The organism is Pseudomonas sp. RA_105y_Pfl2_P56 (assembly GCF_963970845.1).
Classification (GTDB): Bacteria; Pseudomonadota; Gammaproteobacteria; order Pseudomonadales; family Pseudomonadaceae; genus Aquipseudomonas; species Aquipseudomonas baetica_A.
This window is the reverse complement of the sequence record NZ_CAXAPL010000001.1, coordinates 329026-347234: the sequence shown is the minus strand read 5'-3', so window position 1 is coordinate 347234 and position 18209 is coordinate 329026. Positions and strand designations below refer to the sequence as shown.

17 protein-coding genes and 1 pseudogene are annotated in these 18209 nt (G+C 59.3%); 7 read left to right on the top strand and 11 right to left on the bottom strand.

Annotated elements, in window-relative coordinates; translation table 11 throughout:
- Window positions 1–41 precede the first annotated feature (41 nt).
- The 4 genes from AACY11_RS01605 (at window position 42) to pdxH (ending at window position 5738) form a co-directional block, all read left to right on the top strand.
- On the top strand, window positions 42–2519 hold the full coding sequence (locus AACY11_RS01605; RefSeq protein WP_339493699.1) for a beta-agarase: 2478 nt from the start codon (window positions 42–44) through the stop codon (window positions 2517–2519).
- A 202-nt stretch (window positions 2520–2721) separates the two neighbouring features.
- A complete protein-coding gene (locus AACY11_RS01600) occupies window positions 2722–3867 on the top strand; it encodes a serine hydrolase domain-containing protein (protein ID WP_221731441.1) in 1146 nt (381 codons plus the stop codon).
- Between the two features lie 113 nt (window positions 3868–3980).
- Complete coding sequence (locus AACY11_RS01595) at window positions 3981–5066, top strand: OmpA family protein (RefSeq protein WP_339464419.1); 1086 nt, start codon at window positions 3981–3983, stop codon at window positions 5064–5066.
- Window positions 5067–5090: 24 nt separating this feature from the next.
- Complete coding sequence (gene pdxH / locus AACY11_RS01590; RefSeq protein WP_339430635.1) at window positions 5091–5738, top strand: pyridoxamine 5'-phosphate oxidase; 648 nt, start codon at window positions 5091–5093, stop codon at window positions 5736–5738.
- Between the two features lie 5 nt (window positions 5739–5743).
- On the opposite strand, the gene AACY11_RS01585 is transcribed toward pdxH, so the two are convergent.
- A complete protein-coding gene (locus tag AACY11_RS01585; protein WP_339430636.1) occupies window positions 5744–5980 on the bottom strand; it encodes a hypothetical protein in 237 nt (78 codons plus the stop codon).
- Window positions 5981–6146: 166 nt separating this feature from the next.
- Here AACY11_RS01585 and AACY11_RS01580 point away from each other — a divergent pair, with 166 nt between their 5' ends.
- On the top strand, window positions 6147–6611 hold the full coding sequence (locus AACY11_RS01580) for an outer membrane lipoprotein (RefSeq protein ID WP_024776354.1): 465 nt from the start codon (window positions 6147–6149) through the stop codon (window positions 6609–6611).
- A gap of 78 nt (window positions 6612–6689) precedes the next feature.
- Here the strand turns inward: AACY11_RS01580 and AACY11_RS01575 are convergent, their stop codons facing one another.
- The 4 genes from AACY11_RS01575 to nhaA all read right to left on the bottom strand — a co-directional run bounded on the left by AACY11_RS01575 (window position 6690) and on the right by nhaA (window position 10575).
- Complete coding sequence (locus tag AACY11_RS01575; protein WP_339430637.1) at window positions 6690–6941, bottom strand: pyocin S6 family toxin immunity protein; 252 nt, start codon at window positions 6939–6941, stop codon at window positions 6690–6692.
- Window positions 6942–6951: 10 nt separating this feature from the next.
- Window positions 6952–8145, bottom strand: a complete 1194-nt coding sequence (locus AACY11_RS01570) for an S-type pyocin domain-containing protein (protein ID WP_339493697.1) — start codon at window positions 8143–8145, stop codon at window positions 6952–6954.
- Window positions 8146–8997: 852 nt separating this feature from the next.
- Window positions 8998–9267, bottom strand: a complete 270-nt coding sequence (locus AACY11_RS01565) for a hypothetical protein (protein WP_339464421.1) — start codon at window positions 9265–9267, stop codon at window positions 8998–9000.
- A 105-nt stretch (window positions 9268–9372) separates the two neighbouring features.
- Window positions 9373–10575, bottom strand: coding sequence for a Na+/H+ antiporter NhaA (gene nhaA / locus AACY11_RS01560; RefSeq protein WP_339430641.1), 1203 nt, complete (start codon window positions 10573–10575; stop codon window positions 9373–9375).
- Window positions 10576–10827: 252 nt separating this feature from the next.
- On the opposite strand from nhaA, the gene AACY11_RS01555 reads away from it, so the two are divergent.
- Window positions 10828–11922 carry a PLP-dependent cysteine synthase family protein gene (locus AACY11_RS01555; RefSeq protein ID WP_339430642.1) on the top strand — a complete coding sequence of 365 codons (1095 nt, stop codon included), beginning with the start codon at window positions 10828–10830 and terminating at the stop codon, window positions 11920–11922.
- A gap of 118 nt (window positions 11923–12040) precedes the next feature.
- On the opposite strand, the gene AACY11_RS01550 is transcribed toward AACY11_RS01555, so the two are convergent.
- From AACY11_RS01550 to AACY11_RS01540, 3 genes are all read right to left on the bottom strand, one after another.
- The gene (locus AACY11_RS01550) at window positions 12041–13654 is read right to left on the bottom strand and encodes an NAD(P)/FAD-dependent oxidoreductase (RefSeq protein WP_339430643.1); all 1614 of its coding nucleotides are present in this window, start codon (window positions 13652–13654) and stop codon (window positions 12041–12043) included.
- A 97-nt stretch (window positions 13655–13751) separates the two neighbouring features.
- The gene (locus AACY11_RS01545) at window positions 13752–14405 is read right to left on the bottom strand and encodes a COG3650 family protein (RefSeq protein ID WP_339493696.1); all 654 of its coding nucleotides are present in this window, start codon (window positions 14403–14405) and stop codon (window positions 13752–13754) included.
- A 59-nt stretch (window positions 14406–14464) separates the two neighbouring features.
- Window positions 14465–15064, bottom strand: coding sequence for a short chain dehydrogenase (locus tag AACY11_RS01540; protein ID WP_339430645.1), 600 nt, complete (start codon window positions 15062–15064; stop codon window positions 14465–14467).
- Window positions 15065–15168: 104 nt separating this feature from the next.
- Here AACY11_RS01540 and AACY11_RS01535 point away from each other — a divergent pair.
- Window positions 15169–16085, top strand: a pseudogene (locus AACY11_RS01535) (LysR family transcriptional regulator).
- On the opposite strand, the gene AACY11_RS01530 reads toward AACY11_RS01535, so the two are convergent.
- The 3 genes from AACY11_RS01530 to bufB are packed head-to-tail and all read right to left on the bottom strand — an operon-like array spanning window position 16076 to window position 18191.
- The gene (locus tag AACY11_RS01530) at window positions 16076–16549 is read right to left on the bottom strand and encodes a DoxX family protein (protein ID WP_339493695.1); all 474 of its coding nucleotides are present in this window, start codon (window positions 16547–16549) and stop codon (window positions 16076–16078) included. The pseudogene AACY11_RS01535 and the gene AACY11_RS01530 sit on opposite strands and share 10 nt — an antisense overlap.
- The gene (locus AACY11_RS01525) at window positions 16546–17307 is read right to left on the bottom strand and encodes an HvfC/BufC N-terminal domain-containing protein (RefSeq protein WP_339430648.1); all 762 of its coding nucleotides are present in this window, start codon (window positions 17305–17307) and stop codon (window positions 16546–16548) included. Before AACY11_RS01525 ends, AACY11_RS01530 begins: the two co-directional genes overlap by 4 nt.
- Window positions 17304–18191, bottom strand: coding sequence for an MNIO family bufferin maturase (gene bufB / locus AACY11_RS01520; protein WP_339493693.1), 888 nt, complete (start codon window positions 18189–18191; stop codon window positions 17304–17306). Before bufB ends, AACY11_RS01525 begins: the two co-directional genes overlap by 4 nt.
- Window positions 18192–18209: the final 18 nt, after the last annotated feature.

The window sequence follows — 18209 nt, the reverse complement described above, 5'->3', positions numbered from 1 at the left end:
TCCATTGGCCTTTGTTGGTCGCTAGGGAGAACTCCGTTCTTATGATCCGCCGTTCGTTGCCTGCCGTGTTTGCCTTGCTCTTTGCTGCCCCGTTGCTGGCGGCGCCTGCTGGTCAACAGACCCTGTTCAATTTTGTCCGTCCCGCTGACGTGGTGAAAGTCGCGACCGAAAACGCTGACCTGCCGCAAGCCAATGCCGAACAAACGGCTGAAGGTGAAGTGCTGCGTCGTGTGACGTTCAACCCGGTGGCCCGCCCGACCTTGCGTCTGACGCCACAAACCGGCGCTTGGGACTGGTCACAATCGGGCATGATGACCCTGCGTTTGCAGAGTGCAATGAACTGGGCCGTGACGGTTTATGTGCAGATCCAGAGCAACAACGGGCAGACGCTGACCAGCCGCGTCGATTTGCCGGCCGGCCCTGCACAAACCCTGTTGGTGCCGCTGGTCGCCACTTCACCGCTCAGCCAGGGCATGAAAGCCGGGCCGCCGATGCCGATGCTGGTCGAGGGTCAGCGAATATTGCTGGCCAGCAGCAGCGGCGAGATTGATCGCAGCCAAGTGGTGTCGGTGAGCCTGTCGATGGATCAGCCAAAAGTTGCCCAGAGCCTTTTGCTCGAGCGTTTCGGCGTGGAGCACGGCGATGCGGTCATGCGAGCGGTGTATAGCAATCTGGTCGACGCTTACGGGCAGTCGACCCGCAGCAAATGGCCGGAAAAGGTCAGTAATGATGAACAGCTCAAAGCCGCCGCCGGTAAAGAACAGCAACAGCTGAAAACCTGGCTGGCCCAGCGCGAAAAATCATCGCTGGACACGTTCGGCGGCTGGAACAAAGGCCCGGCGTTCAAGGCCAGCGGCTTCTTTCGCACTGAAAAGCGTGACGGCCGCTGGTATCTGGTGACGCCTGAGGGGCATCCGTTCTACTCCCTTGGCGTCAACACCGTCAGCCCGGAGGTCAACCAGACTTACGTTGCCGGTCGCGAGAACATGTTTGAAGCCTTGCCCAAACCTGACGAACCGTTGGCCGGGCATTTTGGCGAGGACGACCACCGTGGTGGCAATGGCGCCGATCAGGGCCGAGGTCATGCCAGCGGGCGTTGGTACGATTTTTACGGTGCCAACCTGCAGCGCCTGTATGGCGAACCGTGCAAGCCGGCCAGCGCCACCAAGGCTGGGGTCGCCGAGGCGGCCAAGGCGGGTGCGGCTGAGCAAAGCGCAGCAAACGCTGCAGAACCGCTCGCTACGTCTGAACAGCCCAAGGCTGGCGTTGCTGAAGCGGCCAAATCGTCATCATCCAATCCGCCCGCTGCTGTGCCTTGCACCGCTTCGGTCGATGAACAGAAGTGGGTGAGCCACACCCTTGATCGCCTGCAAGCCTGGGGTTTCAACACCGTCGGCAACTGGAGCGCGCCGTCGCTTGGCAACGCCGCTCGCGTGCCTTACACCTTGCCGCTGTCTATCGTCGGCGATTACACCAGCATCAGCACCGGCAGTGACTGGTGGGGCGGTATGCCGGATCCGTTCGATCCGCGCTTTGCCATGGCCACCGAGCGCGCCGTGGCCATCGCTGCCCGCGATCACCGCGACGATCCATGGCTGATCGGCTACTACGCCGACAACGAGTTGGCGTGGGCCGGCCCTGGCGAGGATCCGAAATCCCGCTATGCGCTGGCTTACGGCACCTTGAAAATGACCACTGACGTGCCGGCCAAACGTGCGTTCCTCAAGCAGTTGCGCGACAAATACCGCAATCAGGCCGGGCTATCGAAGGCGTGGGGCATTGATCTGCCCGCGTGGGAATTGATGGAAGACCCGGGCTTCGAGCCGCCGTTGCCGAGCGCGGAACACCCGGAAATCGAGGCCGACTTCAAATACTTCCAGAAAGTGTTCGCCGACACCTATTTCAAGACCATTTCCGACTCGCTGAAATGGCACGCGCCGAACCAGTTGCTGCTCGGCGGCCGCTTCGCTATCAGCACCCCAGAGGCCGTGGCGTCCTGCGCGCAGTTTTGCGACGTGCTGAGCTTCAACATGTACACCCTCAAGCCGCAGGACGGTTATGACTTCGCCGCCCTGGGCGCCCTGGACAAACCGGTGCTGATCACCGAATTCAACTTTGGCTCCACCGATCGCGGCCCGTTCTGGGGCGGTGTGACGCAATTGGCCAAGGAAGAAGACCGCGGTCCGGCGTACGCCAACTTCCTCAAACAGGCGTTGAGCGAACCTTCGATTGTGGGTGTGCACTGGTTCCAGTATCTGGATCAACCGGTGACCGGGCGCTTGCTCGATGGCGAGAACGGCCACTTTGGCTTGGTAGGCGTGACAGATCTGCCCTATCAGGATTTCGTCGAGACGGTGCGCAAGAGTAATTTGCAGGCGATTGATCAGTTGGGCAAAGAGGCTGGGAAAGCCGCGGCCGCGGCGGGTCATGAGGCTGAAGGTGGGCGAAAGGCTGAAGCCGGCAAAGGGCCAGGGCGGGGCGTAGGCCATGCGGGTGGGCATTCCGGCAACGGTCACTAGTCTTTACGTGCGCGTTAGCGCTCTTCGCGAGCAAGCCCGCTCCCACAGGTTGTTCGTAAACTTTGTGGGAGCGGGCTCGCTCGCAAAGGCCTCGATTGTTGCACCACAGCATCAACCGTCCAGCCCATAGCTGTTCCCAAATCCCTCAAGGGCTGGAACAATGCGGGCCACTTTGTAGAGCGTTTTCGCGGGGGAGTTGCGGGTGCAGATTCAGGGACATTACGAGCTTCAATTCGAAGCGGTGCGCGAAGCTTTCGCCGCACTGTTCGACGATCCCCAGGAACGCGGCGCAGCGTTGTGCATTCAGGTCGGCGGAGAAACTGTTCTCGATCTCTGGTCCGGTACCGCCGATAAGGACGGCGCTGAGGCCTGGCACAGCGATACCATCGCCAACCTGTTCTCCTGCACCAAAACCTTCACCGCTGTCACGGCACTGCAACTGGTCGCCGAAGGCAAGTTGCAGCTCGATGTTCCGGTGGCCCGCTATTGGCCGCAGTTCGCCGCCGCCGGCAAAGAATCCGTCACCCTGCGCCACTTGCTCTGCCATCAGGCCGGTCTGCCGGCCCTGCGCGAACTGTTGGCGCCCGAAGCCCTTTACGACTGGCAAACCATGGTCGACGCCCTGGCGGCCGAAGCGCCGTGGTGGACGCCGGGCACCGGTCACGGGTACGCCGCGATCACATACGGCTGGCTGATCGGCGAATTGCTGCGTCGTGCTGATGGTCGCGGCCCTGGCGAATCGATCGTCGCCCGTGTCGCCAAGCCATTGGGCCTGGATTTCCACGTCGGCCTGGCCGATGAAGAATTCCACCGCGTGGCGCACATCGCTCGGGGCAAGGGCAATGCCGGCGATGCGGCCGCGCAACGTCTGCTGCAAGTGACCCTGCGCGAACCCACCGCCATGACCACCCGCGCTTTCACCAATCCGCCGTCGGTGCTCACCAGCACCAATAAGCCGCAATGGCGACGCATGCAGCAACCGGCGGCCAACGGCCACGGCAATGCGCGCAGTCTCGCCGGTTTCTACGCCGGACTGCTCGACGGCAGCCTGCTCGAAAGCGACATGCTCGAAGAGCTGACCCGTGAGCACAGTCTCGGCGAAGACAAGACCCTGCTGACCCGGACCCGTTTCGGCCTCGGCTGCATGCTCGATCAACCGGACGTGCCCAATGCCACCTACGGCCTCGGCCCAAGGGCGTTCGGTCATCCGGGGGCGGGCGGCTCCATCGGTTTTGCTGACCCTGAGCATGATGTCGCGTTCGGTTTTGTGACAAATACCCTTGGGCCATACGTCTTGATGGATCCGCGCGCGCAGAAGCTCGCGCGGGTGCTTGCCACTTGTCTATAAAGCATCAAAGGAGGTTCCAGGGCTGGAACCTCGACACGATTTTCGATTCAAAGCGACTGTTTATCCGGGCGATAGTGCTCTGATTTTTCATTACTTCATTTTGTGGATTTTCAATGTCATCTAAAAAGACGCTCGCCCTGGCCTTGTGTGTTGCGATCACCGGTTGCGCACAGACCCCGAAAAACGATGCGGACGGCAGCAGTTGGTGGCCGTTCGGATCTTCCGACAAGGTGGCGGCCAAAGAGCCAGCCCCGGCCCCGTTGAAGCCTGCCGCCACTGCCCCGGTTGCCAAAGCCGAGAGTAGCAACCCTTGGTACTGGCCGTTCGGTTCCGATGATTCGGCTACCAAAACTGAAGCAAAAAACGAAGCCAAACCGGCCGCCGTGGCCAAGGCCGACGCTGAGGCGGGCGGTAAATGGTGGTGGCCGTTCGGCGGCAAGGATCAGAACACGGCCAAAATCGTGCCGATGCCTGACCCGAAAATCACTCAGGCCTGGCTCGACGATTATGAGCCGCGCCTGCGCGAAGCGGTCAAGGACAGCAATCTGCAACTCGAGCGTCGCGACAACGTGCTGGTCGTAACGGCGCCGGTCGAAGGCTCGTTCAACCCGGATCGTCCCGCCATGCTGCTGCCGGTCACCCTAGGCCCGTTCACCCGCGTTGCGAAAATCCTCGAAGCCGATCCGAAAACCGCCGTGCTGGTTCTGGGGCACAGCGACTCCAGTGGCGCCGCGCCCGCCAACGTCAAATTGAGTCAGGAACGTGCCCAGGCCATTGCGGCGATTTTCCGTCTCAGTGGCTTGCAACGTGATCGCCTGATGCTGCGCGGTATGGGTTCCGAAGCGCCGCGTGCGGCCAATGACAGTGCAGAGGGGCGTGCCCTGAACCGTCGTGTGGAACTGCTGGTCACTCCGCAGAACACCATGGTTGCGCTGTTGAGCAAGTACAACATGCCGGCGCCGAGGCCAGTGACCCTGGTCGCTAAGCAGGACGTCAAGCCAGCGGCCAAACCGGTGGCCCCGGCACCCGCGGCGAAGAAAGCTGCCGCACCGGCGACTAAAAAAGCGCCGGTCAGGAAAGCTGCTGCCAAGGCGCCGGCGAAGAAAGCACCGGCCAAGGCTCCAGCCAAGAAAGCCGCTCCAGCCAAAGCCGCTGCAACAGACAAGAAAGTCGCAGCGACCGATACCACCAAAAAGTGATTCGCTAACGAAAAGGAATGCGCCATGACCCAGGCTCTGGCAGATATGCGTCGTGATTACACTCGGGATGGTTTGACCGAGGCTCAAGCCCCGCGGGAGCCGTTTGCGCTGTTTCACCAGTGGTTCGCTGACGCGGTGAAAACCGAGCAGGCGCCGGTGGAAGCCAACGCCATGACCCTGGCCACGGTTGATGCGCACGGGCGTCCGCATTGCCGCATTCTGCTGCTCAAGGGCTTGGATGAGCAGGGTTTCACCTTCTTCACCAACTACGACAGTGCCAAGGGCCAGCATCTGGCGGCCAATCCGTTTGCCGCCATGACCTTCTTCTGGCCGTCCCTTGAGCGCCAGGTGCGTATCGAAGGGCGGGTGGTGAAGGTCACGCCTGAGGAATCCGATGCGTATTATCAGGTGCGCCCGCTGGGCAGCCGTCTCGGTGCCTGGGCGTCGCCGCAGAGCCGGGTGATCAACGGGCGTGGCGAGCTGGAGGATTTACTCAAGGCTACCGAGCAGCGCTTCAGTGACACTCAGCCTGACTGCCCGGAACATTGGGGCGGTTACCGCCTGCTGCCCGAGCGCATCGAATTCTGGCAGGGCCGTCCGAGCCGTCTGCACGATCGCCTCAACTACCGCTTGCAGGGCGCCGACTGGATTGTTGAACGTCTGGCACCTTAAGCAGTCTACCGAGCGGGATAGCCTGCCGCAGCGGCCTCAAGCCATTGCGGCAGATCCCGACGCTTGATCTTCTGCGTCTGTGCCTGTTTCAATTTTTCGAGCATGAAGGCGCGTTTGCCTTCATCCTTGCCGGCCAGCGACAATGCCAGATCGCGATCCATCCAGCGTTTGATCCGCACGTAAAGCCACCAATGGAAGTACAGACCGGCAACGCTAGTGACGACAATGATCAAGTAATCCATGAAAATCCTTGGGTCGGCGGCGCAAGAAATGGAATTTGGCGCTAATGTTGGTGAGTTCGCAGGGCGCCTGTACCGGGCCTGAATGAAAGCAATTTTATCCGGGTTGCGCCGTGACAGGCGTCAAGCTGCGGAGTTTAATGATTACCTGTCCTTTGGAGTTGATGCTATGCGTAAGTCTGTTCTGCTGGTTGCTTCCTTTTCCACGATGGCGATGTTGCTTACCGGCTGCCAATCGAGCCTGACCGGTGACTCCTACTCCCGTGACGAAGCACGTCGCGTGCAGACGATTCGCATGGGCACCATCGAGTCCCTGCGACCGGTGAAAATCGAAGGCACCAAGACCCCGATCGGCGGCGCAGCAGGCGCAGTGGTTGGCGGTGTCGGCGGCAGCGCCATTGGTGGCGGTCGCGGCAGCATCGTCGCAGCGGTCATCGGCGCGGTGGCGGGTGGTCTGATCGGTTCGGCGACCGAGGAAGGCCTGACGCGTACCCAAGGTGTGGAAATCACCGTGCGTGAGGATGACGGCAGCATGCGTGCCTATGTGCAGCAGGTTCAGGAGAATGAAGTGTTCCGTGTTGGCGAGCGCGTGCGCATCTCCACCGTTGGCGGGACCAGCCGCGTTTCGCACTAAGCGCGAGCGAGCGGTAAAAGAAAACCCCGATCAGGTGACTGGTCGGGGTTTTTGTTTTTTGCTTACAACCCGGGTAAGTCAGTAATCGGCACATGTGCCCAAAAAGAACTCCAAACCGTTCGGAAGGCTAACTTTGAGAAGAGTTTCCAGCGCAGCTACCTGATCTGTGCTCAATAACAACTCCCCGGGTTCCAGTTCACTTAGGGGTTTGGACTCAATGAGCTGTGCGACTTTTTCATTCATCTCGCTACCGGTGATATCTAACTCGAATTGCAGAGAGTCGTCTTGAGCGTCATCGGGGTAAAAGCCGGTTATAGAAAGGTAGCGCATGTCTCAATCCTTAGTTTCTAGAGGTTCTTCTGTCCGGCACTGCAGGCCCGGTTTGCTCACCCGTCAGGTGATTGAACTCGCCCAAATGAGTAGTTCCCAATTTGTCGTATTTTTCGACCGCGTTACTTTTGTAATCCCATTCATAAATTCGACCTTTGCGGTCTACCCAGCGTGCTCGCCGCTTCCCGCCACCTTTCACCGATGATTTCGACTTTACTCTAACTGCATCAGGGAAGGCGGGTAGCGTCTTAGGGTGGTCGTAGTAAGCATGGTCGCGCGCCCTGCTTAGAACGATGTACACAGGCCGAATTCCAGAATCCGCCGGAAACACCAGAATGAAATCCCGATACTCCGGCGGATAAACCGGATTCACCAGAATCCCGTCTGCTGCTTTCGTTGGCGGATAAACCCAGATGTGCGGCGCCTGCGGAGCGGCCTCCAGTGCAGGAATGCCAAGAATGTCCGCACCATCCACGGCCGGTGTCCAGATCAGTTCGACGCCTTCACCCAAGTCAGCAATGAACTGACTGCCACGCGCAGTGAACTGCACGACATCCACCATTTCCCAATCACGGTTCTTGCCGGTGTAGAAGCCGTAACCCTTGAGGCTGCCGTCGGCCTGTTGCTCTACCCGCAAACGAACGCGGGTGCGGGCCTGTTTCAGGGCGCGCAGTTGATCATCGGTGTAGAGGGCGCTGTCGCCCAGGCTTGAGGGCATGAACAGCGCGACCAGTCCAACCAACGTGGCGGCAGCAGTGCTGGCGGCAACGGCAGGCAATGCTTCGAATGCAGATCCGGCCAGAGCGAAGTTGCCAAATCCTGTCGAGATGGCCGTCGCACTGATGTTCTTCAACGCGACGGCACCGTTGATATCGGCTTCGCGGGCACCGAGCAGGATCAGTTCGCCGTAGTCTTTCAAACTATCGGTCGGCACCATCCCCGAAGGATTGGAGTAATCAATGATTGCGTCTGGCAACTTGCAAGATTTGGCAAAGACGCATCCGGCGCGCAGGGGGTCAGGTTTTGTCGCAGCGATTTCACGACTGCGCTCGAAGGCCTCCTGGCGCGCCAGCATGGCGTCGTAAGCGTTTTGTCTGGCATCGCGCGCAGCCAGTTCACTGGCCGTCATATAGCGGTAGGTGACGTAATGCCCGTCGCCTTGTGGTGGGTTGGGAACCCGGGGAATGTCCTTGTTGCGAGCCACTGATCGTCCTTTCGTTCATCCATCGACCGTCCCTGGGGAGGGGCTGGGTGACGTTAACGAAGCAGGCATTTTGTGGCTGTAGGACGCGTCTCTATAAGCGTGGGATTGTTCGACTACAACAATTTATCGAGTACGAACTCTTTGAATCAGGGGGGGGCTGGATAGCTGACTTGATTTCAATCAGTTCTCCATCAGTGATTTCTGCTATTTGTGTCAGCCCTTCGCTGCCTTCATCCGAGTTATCGAAAATGTAGGCTCTGTTGGATGTAAGGATAGCTTCAGACAAAAGCTCCAGAGATCTCCAGTAACGGGCCTTTATTTTTTCAGGAGGAACGCTATGTCCACCTTGCGATACGCGGTAGGCAACCCTGGCTATATTGATTTCAGGATCAGCTGTAGCGACGTAATAAACGTAGACTCTGTAGCCAGAGTCATGAGCCTAGGCGAGCAGGTTAACTTTGGCTGAGGAGGACATGACCGTTTCAAACGTAAAGCTGATGCGTTCTTTGATCAGCGACCGGCGTATGAAATCGGAAAGGGCTGAAGCGACGTAGGAGTCGATTTCAGTATTTGCGAAGCTGAGTCTTTCACCTTCAATCGCAAGTGAGTCCAGCTTTGCCAATGAACGTGGGGATTTCTTTGAAAGCGCATGTTCACGGAAAAATTCAAAAATCCCTGCTTTATGAGATTCGATTCGATATGAGGTGAAGTCAACGTATCCCGTATCGTTAATCGCCCGTTCGATATCATCAGGATTGATGTAGTTTCCAAGAAAATGGGCAGGAACAAGTCGATTGAAGGTGCTTTTTCCCTATCCATTAGGTCCCGCAAATATCCGTATTCTTGGTGTGCTCAAGAAGTAACCTGTTTTGAAGATTTATTGATGTGCAGGCGAGTACCGCTTTTCAGGTTTCCATAAGTGCCGATCGAGCGCAAAGCAACGGAGGTCTTCTCCGTCACCTCGAACAGTTGGCCAGCTTTAGCAACAAGAACGGCTGCGCTGTTGGCAAGTGCCATCCTATAGGCGTTATTGAATGCCTTCAGGGCGATATCTGGAATCCGGGATTCCTGCACGGCAATCTGATCATCCGTCATTGGGCGTTTTTCTGCTTTACGTGACATGGATGGCTCCGAGAAATACCGTGCTCGAGAGGCGGCTGAGGTTAACGAAAGACATAGCACACTTGCGCGGCTCATTGCTAAGCCTTGCGCGAAGCGTGCTGATACTCATGACGCAGCTGGTTTCTCAGATTGTAGGGTGCTTTGGCGGCTCGCCGCCGCCGTCACCGCATACCCGATCAATGCCGCCAGAATCGAGCCGGTCAAAATGCCCATCCGGTCCATCCCGGCGTAATCGCTGAGACCTGGCTCAAAGGCCAGCGAGCCAACGAACAGGCTCATGGTGAAGCCGATGCCGCAGAGAATCGCCACCCCCAGCACCTGACCCCAATTCGCACCTTGGGGCAGGGTGGCGATGCCGATCTTGACTGCCAGCCAGGTCAGGCCAAATACGCCAACGGTCTTGCCCAGCAGCAGGCCCACAGCGATACCCATCGGGACGTGGTGGGTGAAGCTTTCGACGGTCACGCCACTCAGCGAAAGGCCGGCGTTGGCGAAGGCGAACAGCGGCAGGATGCCGTAGGCCACCCACGGGTGCAGCGCGTGTTCGAGGGTCAACAGCGGCGAAGGCTCGGCGTTTTTTGTCCGTAGCGGAATGCAGAAGGCCAACGTCACACCGGCCAGCGTTGCGTGGACGCCGCTCTTGAGTACGCAAACCCAAAGGATCAGGCCGATGATCATGTACGGCCCGAGCTTGACCACCCCCAGGCGGTTCATCGCCACCAATGCTGCGATGCACGCTGCCGCCAGACCCAGTGACAGGGTCGAGAGTTCGCCGGAGTAGAAGATCGCAATGATCACGATGGCACCGAGGTCATCGATGATTGCCAGGGTCATCAGGAACAGTTTCAGCGACACCGGCACACGCTTGCCGAGCAGAGCCAGCACGCCGAGGGCGAAGGCGATATCGGTGGCGGTTGGAATCGCCCAACCGTCGAGGGCCGGCGGGTTGTCACGGTTAAGGAACCAGTAGATCAGCGCTGGCACGACCATGCCGCCGATCGCCGCGGCACCGGGCAGGACAATCTGCGAGGGTTTCGACAACTGGCCGTCAAGCACTTCGCGCTTCACTTCCAGACCGATCAGCAGGAAGAACATTGCCATCAGACCGTCGTTGATCCACAGCAGCATGGGTTTGGCGATTTTCAACGCACCGATCTGCGCCACCACCGGAGTGTCGAGCAGCCCGGTATACAGCCACGACAGTGGCGAGTTGTTGATAATCAGAGCCAGAATGGCCGCGGCGATCAATAACAGACCGCTGGCAGCTTCCAACTGAAAGAAACGCGTGAAAGTGCTACGCAGAGGCAAGGTCGCTCTCCATCGAATAGTCAAAAGGTGGAACACCCTAACCCGGACTGTTGGTTGTTAAAACAAAACTCATATTCTTTTTTTGTTATATGTCGTTACAGAGTGGTTTGCCGTTGGCCCTGCTGAGCCTAGCAGTTACTCGACATATTGAAACTCAGCTGTACCTGTGCGTGATGCAGGTTTTTTCCTAAGCTGACGACTGAGCCTTTTGACGAGGCTGATTTCCTGCCAGATTCAACGAGAACCCTCACCATGAGCGACAACCGACAGTGGGCCCGCGAAGCCATCCGAATCATTGAAGCGGACTTCCAGCGCAGCGCCGACACCCACCTGATTCCCTTGCCGCTGCCGGGGTTTGCGGGCATTGAGTTGTACTTCAAGGATGAATCCAGCCATCCCACCGGCAGCCTCAAGCATCGGCTGGCGCGTTCGCTGTTTCTCTACGCGTTGTGTAATGGCTGGCTCAAGCCCGGCGCCCCGGTGATCGAGGCATCCAGTGGGTCGACGGCGATTTCCGAGGCGTATTTCGCACGGATGCTGGGCTTGCCGTTTATCGCGGTGATGCCGGCGACCACCTCCAAGGAAAAGATTGCCCAGATCGCTTTCTATGGCGGCCAGAGCCACCTGGTGAACGATCCGACGCAGATTTACGCTGAATCCGAACGTTTGGCCCGTGAGCACGGTGGCCACTTCATCGATCAGTTCACCTATGCCGAGCGCGCCACCGACTGGCGAGCGAACAACAACATCGCCGAGTCGATTTTTCAGCAAATGCGCTACGAGCGGCACCCCGAACCGAGTTGGCTGATTTCCAGCCCCGGCACTGGCGGCACCACAGCAACCCTTGGCCGCTACGTGCGCTATCGCCAGCACTGCACCCGCGTGTTGTGCGCCGACGCCGAACGCTCGGTATTCTTCGATTACTACAAGAGCGGCGATGCGAGTCTGCGTCTGGATTGTGGTTCGCGGATTGAAGGCATTGGCCGGCCTCGGGTGGAAGCGTCGTTCTTGCCCAAGGTGATCGATGCGATGGTCAAAGTGCCGGACGCCTTGTCGCTGGCGGCCATGCATTATATGGCGCAACGTCTGGGCCGGCATGTCGGTGGGTCAAGCGGCACCAACCTGATCGGTGCGCTGATGGCGGCGCAGCAGATGAAAGCAGCGGGTGAGTCGGGGTCGATCGTGGCGATTCTGTGCGACGGCGGCGAGCGCTATGCCGACACCTATTACGATCAGGACTGGCTCAAGGCGCAGGGTTATGAGTTGGAGGGGTTGATTGCAGCGGTGGCGGCGACAGCCGAGCGCGGTGAGGCGCTGCCAGCTTCAGTGTTGCGCGCCAATATCTGAATAAAACGCAGCAACCAATGTGGGAGCGGGCTGCTCGCGAAAGCGTCGGGTCAGTCACCATTGTCGTCGACTGACACACCGCCTTCGCGAGCAAGCCCGCTCTCACAGGTTTAAGTGATCAAGCTTGCAGGCCGAGAATGTCGCGCGCCACAGCTTCGGCGATGCGAATGCCATCCACACCCGCCGACAGAATCCCGCCCGCGTAACCCGCGCCTTCACCGGCCGGGAACAGGCCTTTGACGTTCATGCTCTGCAACGACTCGTTGCGGGTAATGCGCAACGGCGACGATGTACGGGTTTCAATCCCGGTCAGTACCGCATCGTGCAGCGAATAACCGCGAATCTGTTTCTCGAACGCCGGCAACGCTTCACGAATGGCTTCAATGGCGAAGTCCGGCAAAGCCAGCGCCAGATCGCCGAGCGCTACGCCCGGTTTATAGGACGGTTCAACTTCACCCAGTTCGGTCGAAGGCGTGCCATTGATGAAGTCACCCACCAATTGCGCCGGGGCCTTGTAGTCGCTGCCGCCGAGAATGAACGCGTGAGATTCCAGGCGTTCCTGCAACTCGATCCCGGCCAGCGGTCCGCCCGGATAATCGACTTCCGGGGTGATGCCGACGACGATGCCGGAGTTGGCGTTGCGCTCGTTACGCGAGTATTGGCTCATGCCGTTGGTGACCACCCGGTTCGGCTCGGAAGTCGCCGCTACCACGGTGCCGCCCGGGCACATGCAGAAGCTGTAGACCGAACGACCGTTCTTGGCGTGGTGCACCAGTTTGTAATCGGCGGCGCCGAGTTTTGGATGGCCGGCGTATTTGCCCAGTCGCGCACGGTCGATCAGCGATTGCGGGTGTTCGATACGGAAACCCACCGAGAACGGCTTGGCTTCCATGAATACGCCGCGCCCGTGGAGCATGCGGAAGGTGTCACGGGCGCTGTGGCCCAGAGCCAGAACCACGTGCCTGGAATGCAAGGTTTCGCCGCTGCCCAACTCGACGCCGACCACTTGGCCGTCTTCGATCAGGACATCGGTGACGCGCTCCTGGAAGCGCACTTCACCACCCAGGGCGCGGATCTCTTCACGCATGGTCTCGACCATACCGGTCAGGCGGAACGTACCGATGTGCGGTTTGCTGACGTAGAGGATTTCTTCCGGTGCGCCGGCCTTGACGAACTCGTGCAGCACTTTGCGGCCAAGGAACTTCGGATCCTTGATCTGGCTGTACAGTTTGCCGTCGGAGAACGTGCCCGCGCCGCCTTCGCCGAACTGCACGTTGGATTCGGGGTTGAGCACGCTTTTACGCCACAGGCCCCAGGTGTCCTTGGTGCGCTGGCGCACTTCGGTGCCGCGCTCGAGGATGATCGGCTTGAAGCCCATTTGCGCCAGCAGCAAGCCGGCGAATATGCCGCACGGGCCGAAGCCGACCACGATCGGGCGTTGACTCAGATCGCTCGGCGCCTGGCCGACGAACTTGTAGCTGACATCCGGCGCCACGTTGACGTTACGGTCATCGGCGAACTTGCCCAGCACCTTGGCCTCGTCGCGTACGTTGAGGTCGATGGTGTAGATGAAGCACAGTTCGGAGGACTTTTTGCGCGCGTCGTAGCTGCGCTTGAACAAGGTGAAATCGAGCAAGTCATCGCTGGCGATGCCCAGGCGTTGCACGATGGCGACGCGCAGGTCTTCTTCGGGATGATCGATTGGCAGCTTGAGTTCAGTGATTCGTAACATGGCGAGGATCCGGGTTCGCGGGGCGCACAACTGCGCCAGGGCGTTTGAAGGCCGCGATTATAAGCCGCAAAGGCCGGATCCGGTGAGGCAAAAACGCTCAGTCGTTGCGCGATCCGCCGAAATACCCGCAGCCTCGCTGCACTTTGCCATCGATACGCAACTCGGCACTCATGTGTTGCACGCTGCCGGTATGGCTGTCGACACAGCGTTGTGGCGCAACCCACAATTCGATGCGTTGATTGTTGGCTTCGCTGCTGAGATTGAAGCGGCCGTCGCCCAATTGCTCCTCAACATAAGGCACGGCGAGCGGTGGTTGACCTTCGCGTTCGATGACCATGCCTCGACCGCTGACCTTGGCGTTCCATTCCGGGCCGTGGCCGGCGGCGCGCAGGATCAGCAATTTGAAATTGGGATCATCACAAGCCGTGCCGGAACGCTCGACGCGATAGAGTTGAGTCAGGTCGAGGCGCTCGCCGACAGTTTTCCCGCGTACGTCGGCGAACAGTTTGCCTTGCTCGTCGGCGAGGGTCGCTGCCTCTTGCAGGATGCTGGTGCCGCCAATGTCGTTGACCACGAACCGGCGCTGATCCTGGCACGGCTGGAACACCAGTTTGCCGTCGGCAGCAGTCAGTTGCCCCTGCATCCGCGTCTGGCCGACATGGGAGGCACTTTGTCGCGGGCCATCAAGCAACTGGCAGGCGGCGAACAACGGCAGCAGGGCAACAAGGACTAACGAACGGGCAACACGCATCTTCGGCTCTCCAGACAAGTGCCGCCACGTTACGCAGGCTGACCGTTCATCACAAGGGTCTAGCCCACGCGAAACGTCTGACCGGTTTGCAGGCCTTCGACACTTTTTGCGTAGGCCAGCGCCACATCCGCCGCAGGAACCGGTTTGTAGCCTCGGAAATACGGGGCGTAGCTGCCCATGGCTTCGAGCAACACGGTCGGGCTGATCGAGTTCACGCGCAGACCGCGTGGCAATTCGATAGCCGCCGCGCGCACGAAGCTGTCCAGTGCGCCGTTGACCAGTGCGGCCGAGGCGCCACTGCGGATCGGATCGTGGCTGAGCACGCCGGTGGTGAAGGTAAACGAAGCGCCGTCATTGGCAAATTCACGGCCGATCAGTAACAGGTTGACCTGGCCCATCAGTTTGTCCTTGAGGCCAAGCGCGAAGCTGTCTTCGGTCATTTCATCCAACGGGGCAAAGGTCACATTGCCCGCAGCACATACCAGCGCATCGAACTTTCCGGTCTGTTCGAACAGGTTGCGGATCGACGCGCTGTCGCTGATATCCACTTGCAAATCACCGCTGTTGCGACCGATACGAATGACTTCGTGGCGCTGCGAGAGTTCGTTGTCTACGGCTGAGCCGATGGTGCCGCCCGCGCCTATCAACAGAATTTTCATCGAACTGTGCCTCAAGTAATTGAACGAGGTTTCAGTCTAGAGTGGTTTTTTCTGCGGATAAGCGTGCTAATGGGCAACCTTTGGTTTTCAAATGGAAACAATCCATGAGCGAAATGGATGATCTGGCCGCGTTTGCCGTGTTGATCGAGGCCGGTAGTTTTACTCTCGCAGCGCAGCAACTGGGCTGCAGCAAGGGGCAGTTGTCCAAGCGCATCAGTCAGTTGGAAGCGCAGTTTTGCGTGGTGCTGCTGCAACGCACGACTCGGCGTTTGAGCCTGACGGCGGCGGGTGCGGCGTTGTTGCCGCAAGCCCAAGCGTTAGTCATCCAGGTCGAAAGAGCGCGTCAGGCATTGGCGCGCTTGAAGGATGACATGGCCGGCCCGGTGCGCATGACCGTTCCGGTGTCGCTGGGAGAAACCTTCTTTGAGGGGCTTGTGTTGGAGTTCTCGCACAAATATCCCGAAGTGCAGATTGAGCTTGAGCTAAACAACAGCTATCGCGATTTGTCCCGGGACGGTTTCGATCTGGCAATCCGTAGCGACGTGACCAATGACGAACGACTGGTGGCCAAGCCGTTGCTGGCCTGGCAGGAAATGACCTGTGCCAGCCCCGCCTACCTCGAACGTTTCGGCGAGCCGACGACGCCGTTGGCACTCGCTGAACATCGGTGTTTGCTCAACAGCCACTACAGCGGTCGCGAGGAGTGGCTCTATCATCAGCATCACGAGTTGCTGCGGGTACGGGTGTCGGGGCCGTTCGCCAGCAATCATTACAATTTGCTCAAGAAAGCCGCGCTCACGGGGGCGGGGATCGCCCGGTTGCCTTCCGTACCTGCTGCAAACGGAATTGGCTGACGGGCGATTGCGCTGGCTTCTGCGCGACTATCAGACCCGCCGTATGCCGATGTACCTGGTGCATCCGTATCAGGGGGGGGCTGCCAAAGCGCACACAAGTGCTCGCCGATTATCTGATCGACTGGTTCAAACGCAGCGGCGAGGCGCTGGATCGGCTTCAGCGATAACGCTTGGCAATCAGGTGATCAATCGAGATTTTCCCCGGCCCGGTCGCCATCAGATACAGCAACACCGCCGCCCAGGTACCGTGAGTCGGGTAGGCATCCGGGTACACAAAGAGCTGAATGGTCAGGGTCATGCCCAGCAGCGCCAGCGCCGAAAACCGTGTGGCGAAGCCGATCAGAATCAGGATTGGAAAGAAGTGCTCGGCGAACGCGGCCATGTGCGCGGCGATTTCCGGCGACAGCAGCGGTACGTGGTATTCGCTCTTGAACAAGGGGATCGTCGAGTCGGCCAACCGTGGCCAGCCAGGTTCAAAGGTGCCATCGATCAAGTCGATGGCCAGCCCCTCGACCTTGGTCTGCCCTGATTTCCAGAACACCGCGGCAATCGAAAAGCGAGCAATGAAGGCAATCAGGCTGTGCGGGATTTTTTCCAGCAGCGTGATGGCGGCAGTGATGAGGTTGTTCATGGGCACTCCTTGTTGTTGTGCAAATGGCTGATGGCGTTGTGGGCGATCAGCAGCGCCAGAGTTTGGCTGAGGTCGAACGCAGGGCTGTTTTCCACGGCTGCCAGTAGGGGATGGCCGTCGATCAGATTGCCGATAAACGCCCTGGCGCCGTGTTCAAGGACAAAGACTTCAACGTCGAGACCGTTGCGCAGCACCAAGGCGTGTTGTCCCTGGCTGATGTGGATGCCTTCGAGCGTCCCGTCGTGTTGATGCGCAGCCCAGATCGCGACCACGGCATAGGCTGAATCGAGCAGGTGCACTGACGGATGCAGTTGGAAACACAGCTCGCCCAGACCTTGCGGGTTGGCGAGGGCTGCGCTGATCTGCTCATGTTGCACCGGGGCTGCGTCGGCGGCGTGATAGGCGAGGGTGCGCAAGCGTTCAAGCCGTGCGACGTCGGCCAGATACGGCACGCTGGAGGCCGGTTCAAACGTGGCGATGAAGTCCGCCAGACCTGCGCCGTAGCGGCTCATCAGCGGACTGTCAGGCGGCTGGCGCTGTATGAAAATGGCCGCCATGGCACGGAAAAACGCCTCACCGACCAATTGCGCAACCACCGGGTAGCTGTCAGCCAGTGCGTTGATCAATGAACTTTGCACATTGTTGCGATACACCGAAAAACGACTCGCCGGATCGGCGCCGTTGGCGCTGCACAGGCCCTCGGGGCAAGGTGACTGTGGGTCAAGTAGCGCAGCGCTGAACGCCGCTTGAGTGCTCATGGCTGACTCCCGACGTGCGTCAAAAGGTCATCGGCCTGCTGCGCCTCGGCCAGCAAAACATCGAACGCCGGCACCTGATTGTCACGTTCGATCAACGTTGCCACTGGGCCGATACGCTCCAGCACTTGCCGGTACAAACCCCAGACGGCTTGATCGATCGGTGCGCCGTGATCATCGATCAGCAAACGCTCGCCGAGGCTGTCGCTATCTTCGGCGAAACCGGCCAGATGAATCTCGCCAACCGCCTGCAGCGGCAGGGCATCGAGATAGGTCAGCGGATCACGCTGATGGTTCACACACGACACATGGATGTTGTTGACGTCCAGCAACAGACCGCAGCCGCTACGGCGGATGACTTCAGCGATGAAGTCGGGTTCGTCGATGCTTGAGCACTGAAACGCCAGATAGGTCGCCGGATTCTCCAGCAACATGGGGCGTTTGAGGGTGTTCTGTACCTGATCGATATGGTCGCAGACGCGGTTCAGCGTCGGCATGTCATACGCCAGCGGCAACAGGTCATTGAGGAACACCGGGCCGTGGCTCGACCAGGCCAGATGTTCGGAAAAGGATTGGGGTTGATAACGCTCGATCAGCACGGCCAGTCGTTGCAGATGTTGGTCGTCCAGTGCGCCTTCGGCGCCAATGGACAACCCGACACCATGCAGTGACAGCGGATACTGCTGGCGAATCAAACCGAGAAAATGATGAAACGGACCGCCGGCCACCATGTAGTTTTCGGCGTGGACTTCGAAGAAACCGATGTCCGGCAAGGAACCGAGCACTTCACGAAAGTGCCCGGTCTTGAGCCCCAGCCCGGCACGGGCAGGGAGCCCGGTGTGGGCTGCCTGAGTGCAGGGGAGGGCAGGCTCGGGGGATGTGAACATGATTGTCACTCAGGCAGA

What these genes read in the sequence shown, in the direction of transcription:
- AACY11_RS01605 (WP_339493699.1), top strand. Translation starts at nt 42, where the DNA reads ATGATCCGCCGTTCGTTGCCTGCCGTGTTTGCCTTGCTCTTTGCTGCC.
- AACY11_RS01595 (WP_339464419.1), top strand. Translation starts at nt 3,981, where the DNA reads ATGTCATCTAAAAAGACGCTCGCCCTGGCCTTGTGTGTTGCGATCACC.
- pdxH (WP_339430635.1), top strand. Translation starts at nt 5,091, where the DNA reads ATGACCCAGGCTCTGGCAGATATGCGTCGTGATTACACTCGGGATGGT.
- AACY11_RS01585 (WP_339430636.1), bottom strand. Translation starts at nt 5,980, where the DNA reads ATGGATTACTTGATCATTGTCGTCACTAGCGTTGCCGGTCTGTACTTC.
- AACY11_RS01580 (WP_024776354.1), top strand. Translation starts at nt 6,147, where the DNA reads ATGCGTAAGTCTGTTCTGCTGGTTGCTTCCTTTTCCACGATGGCGATG.
- AACY11_RS01575 (WP_339430637.1), bottom strand. Translation starts at nt 6,941, where the DNA reads ATGCGCTACCTTTCTATAACCGGCTTTTACCCCGATGACGCTCAAGAC.
- AACY11_RS01565 (WP_339464421.1), bottom strand. Translation starts at nt 9,267, where the DNA reads ATGTCACGTAAAGCAGAAAAACGCCCAATGACGGATGATCAGATTGCC.
- AACY11_RS01555 (WP_339430642.1), top strand. Translation starts at nt 10,828, where the DNA reads ATGAGCGACAACCGACAGTGGGCCCGCGAAGCCATCCGAATCATTGAA.
- AACY11_RS01550 (WP_339430643.1), bottom strand. Translation starts at nt 13,654, where the DNA reads ATGTTACGAATCACTGAACTCAAGCTGCCAATCGATCATCCCGAAGAA.
- AACY11_RS01545 (WP_339493696.1), bottom strand. Translation starts at nt 14,405, where the DNA reads ATGCGTGTTGCCCGTTCGTTAGTCCTTGTTGCCCTGCTGCCGTTGTTC.
- AACY11_RS01540 (WP_339430645.1), bottom strand. Translation starts at nt 15,064, where the DNA reads ATGAAAATTCTGTTGATAGGCGCGGGCGGCACCATCGGCTCAGCCGTA.
- AACY11_RS01530 (WP_339493695.1), bottom strand. Translation starts at nt 16,549, where the DNA reads ATGAACAACCTCATCACTGCCGCCATCACGCTGCTGGAAAAAATCCCG.
- AACY11_RS01525 (WP_339430648.1), bottom strand. Translation starts at nt 17,307, where the DNA reads ATGAGCACTCAAGCGGCGTTCAGCGCTGCGCTACTTGACCCACAGTCA.
- bufB (WP_339493693.1), bottom strand. Translation starts at nt 18,191, where the DNA reads ATGTTCACATCCCCCGAGCCTGCCCTCCCCTGCACTCAGGCAGCCCAC.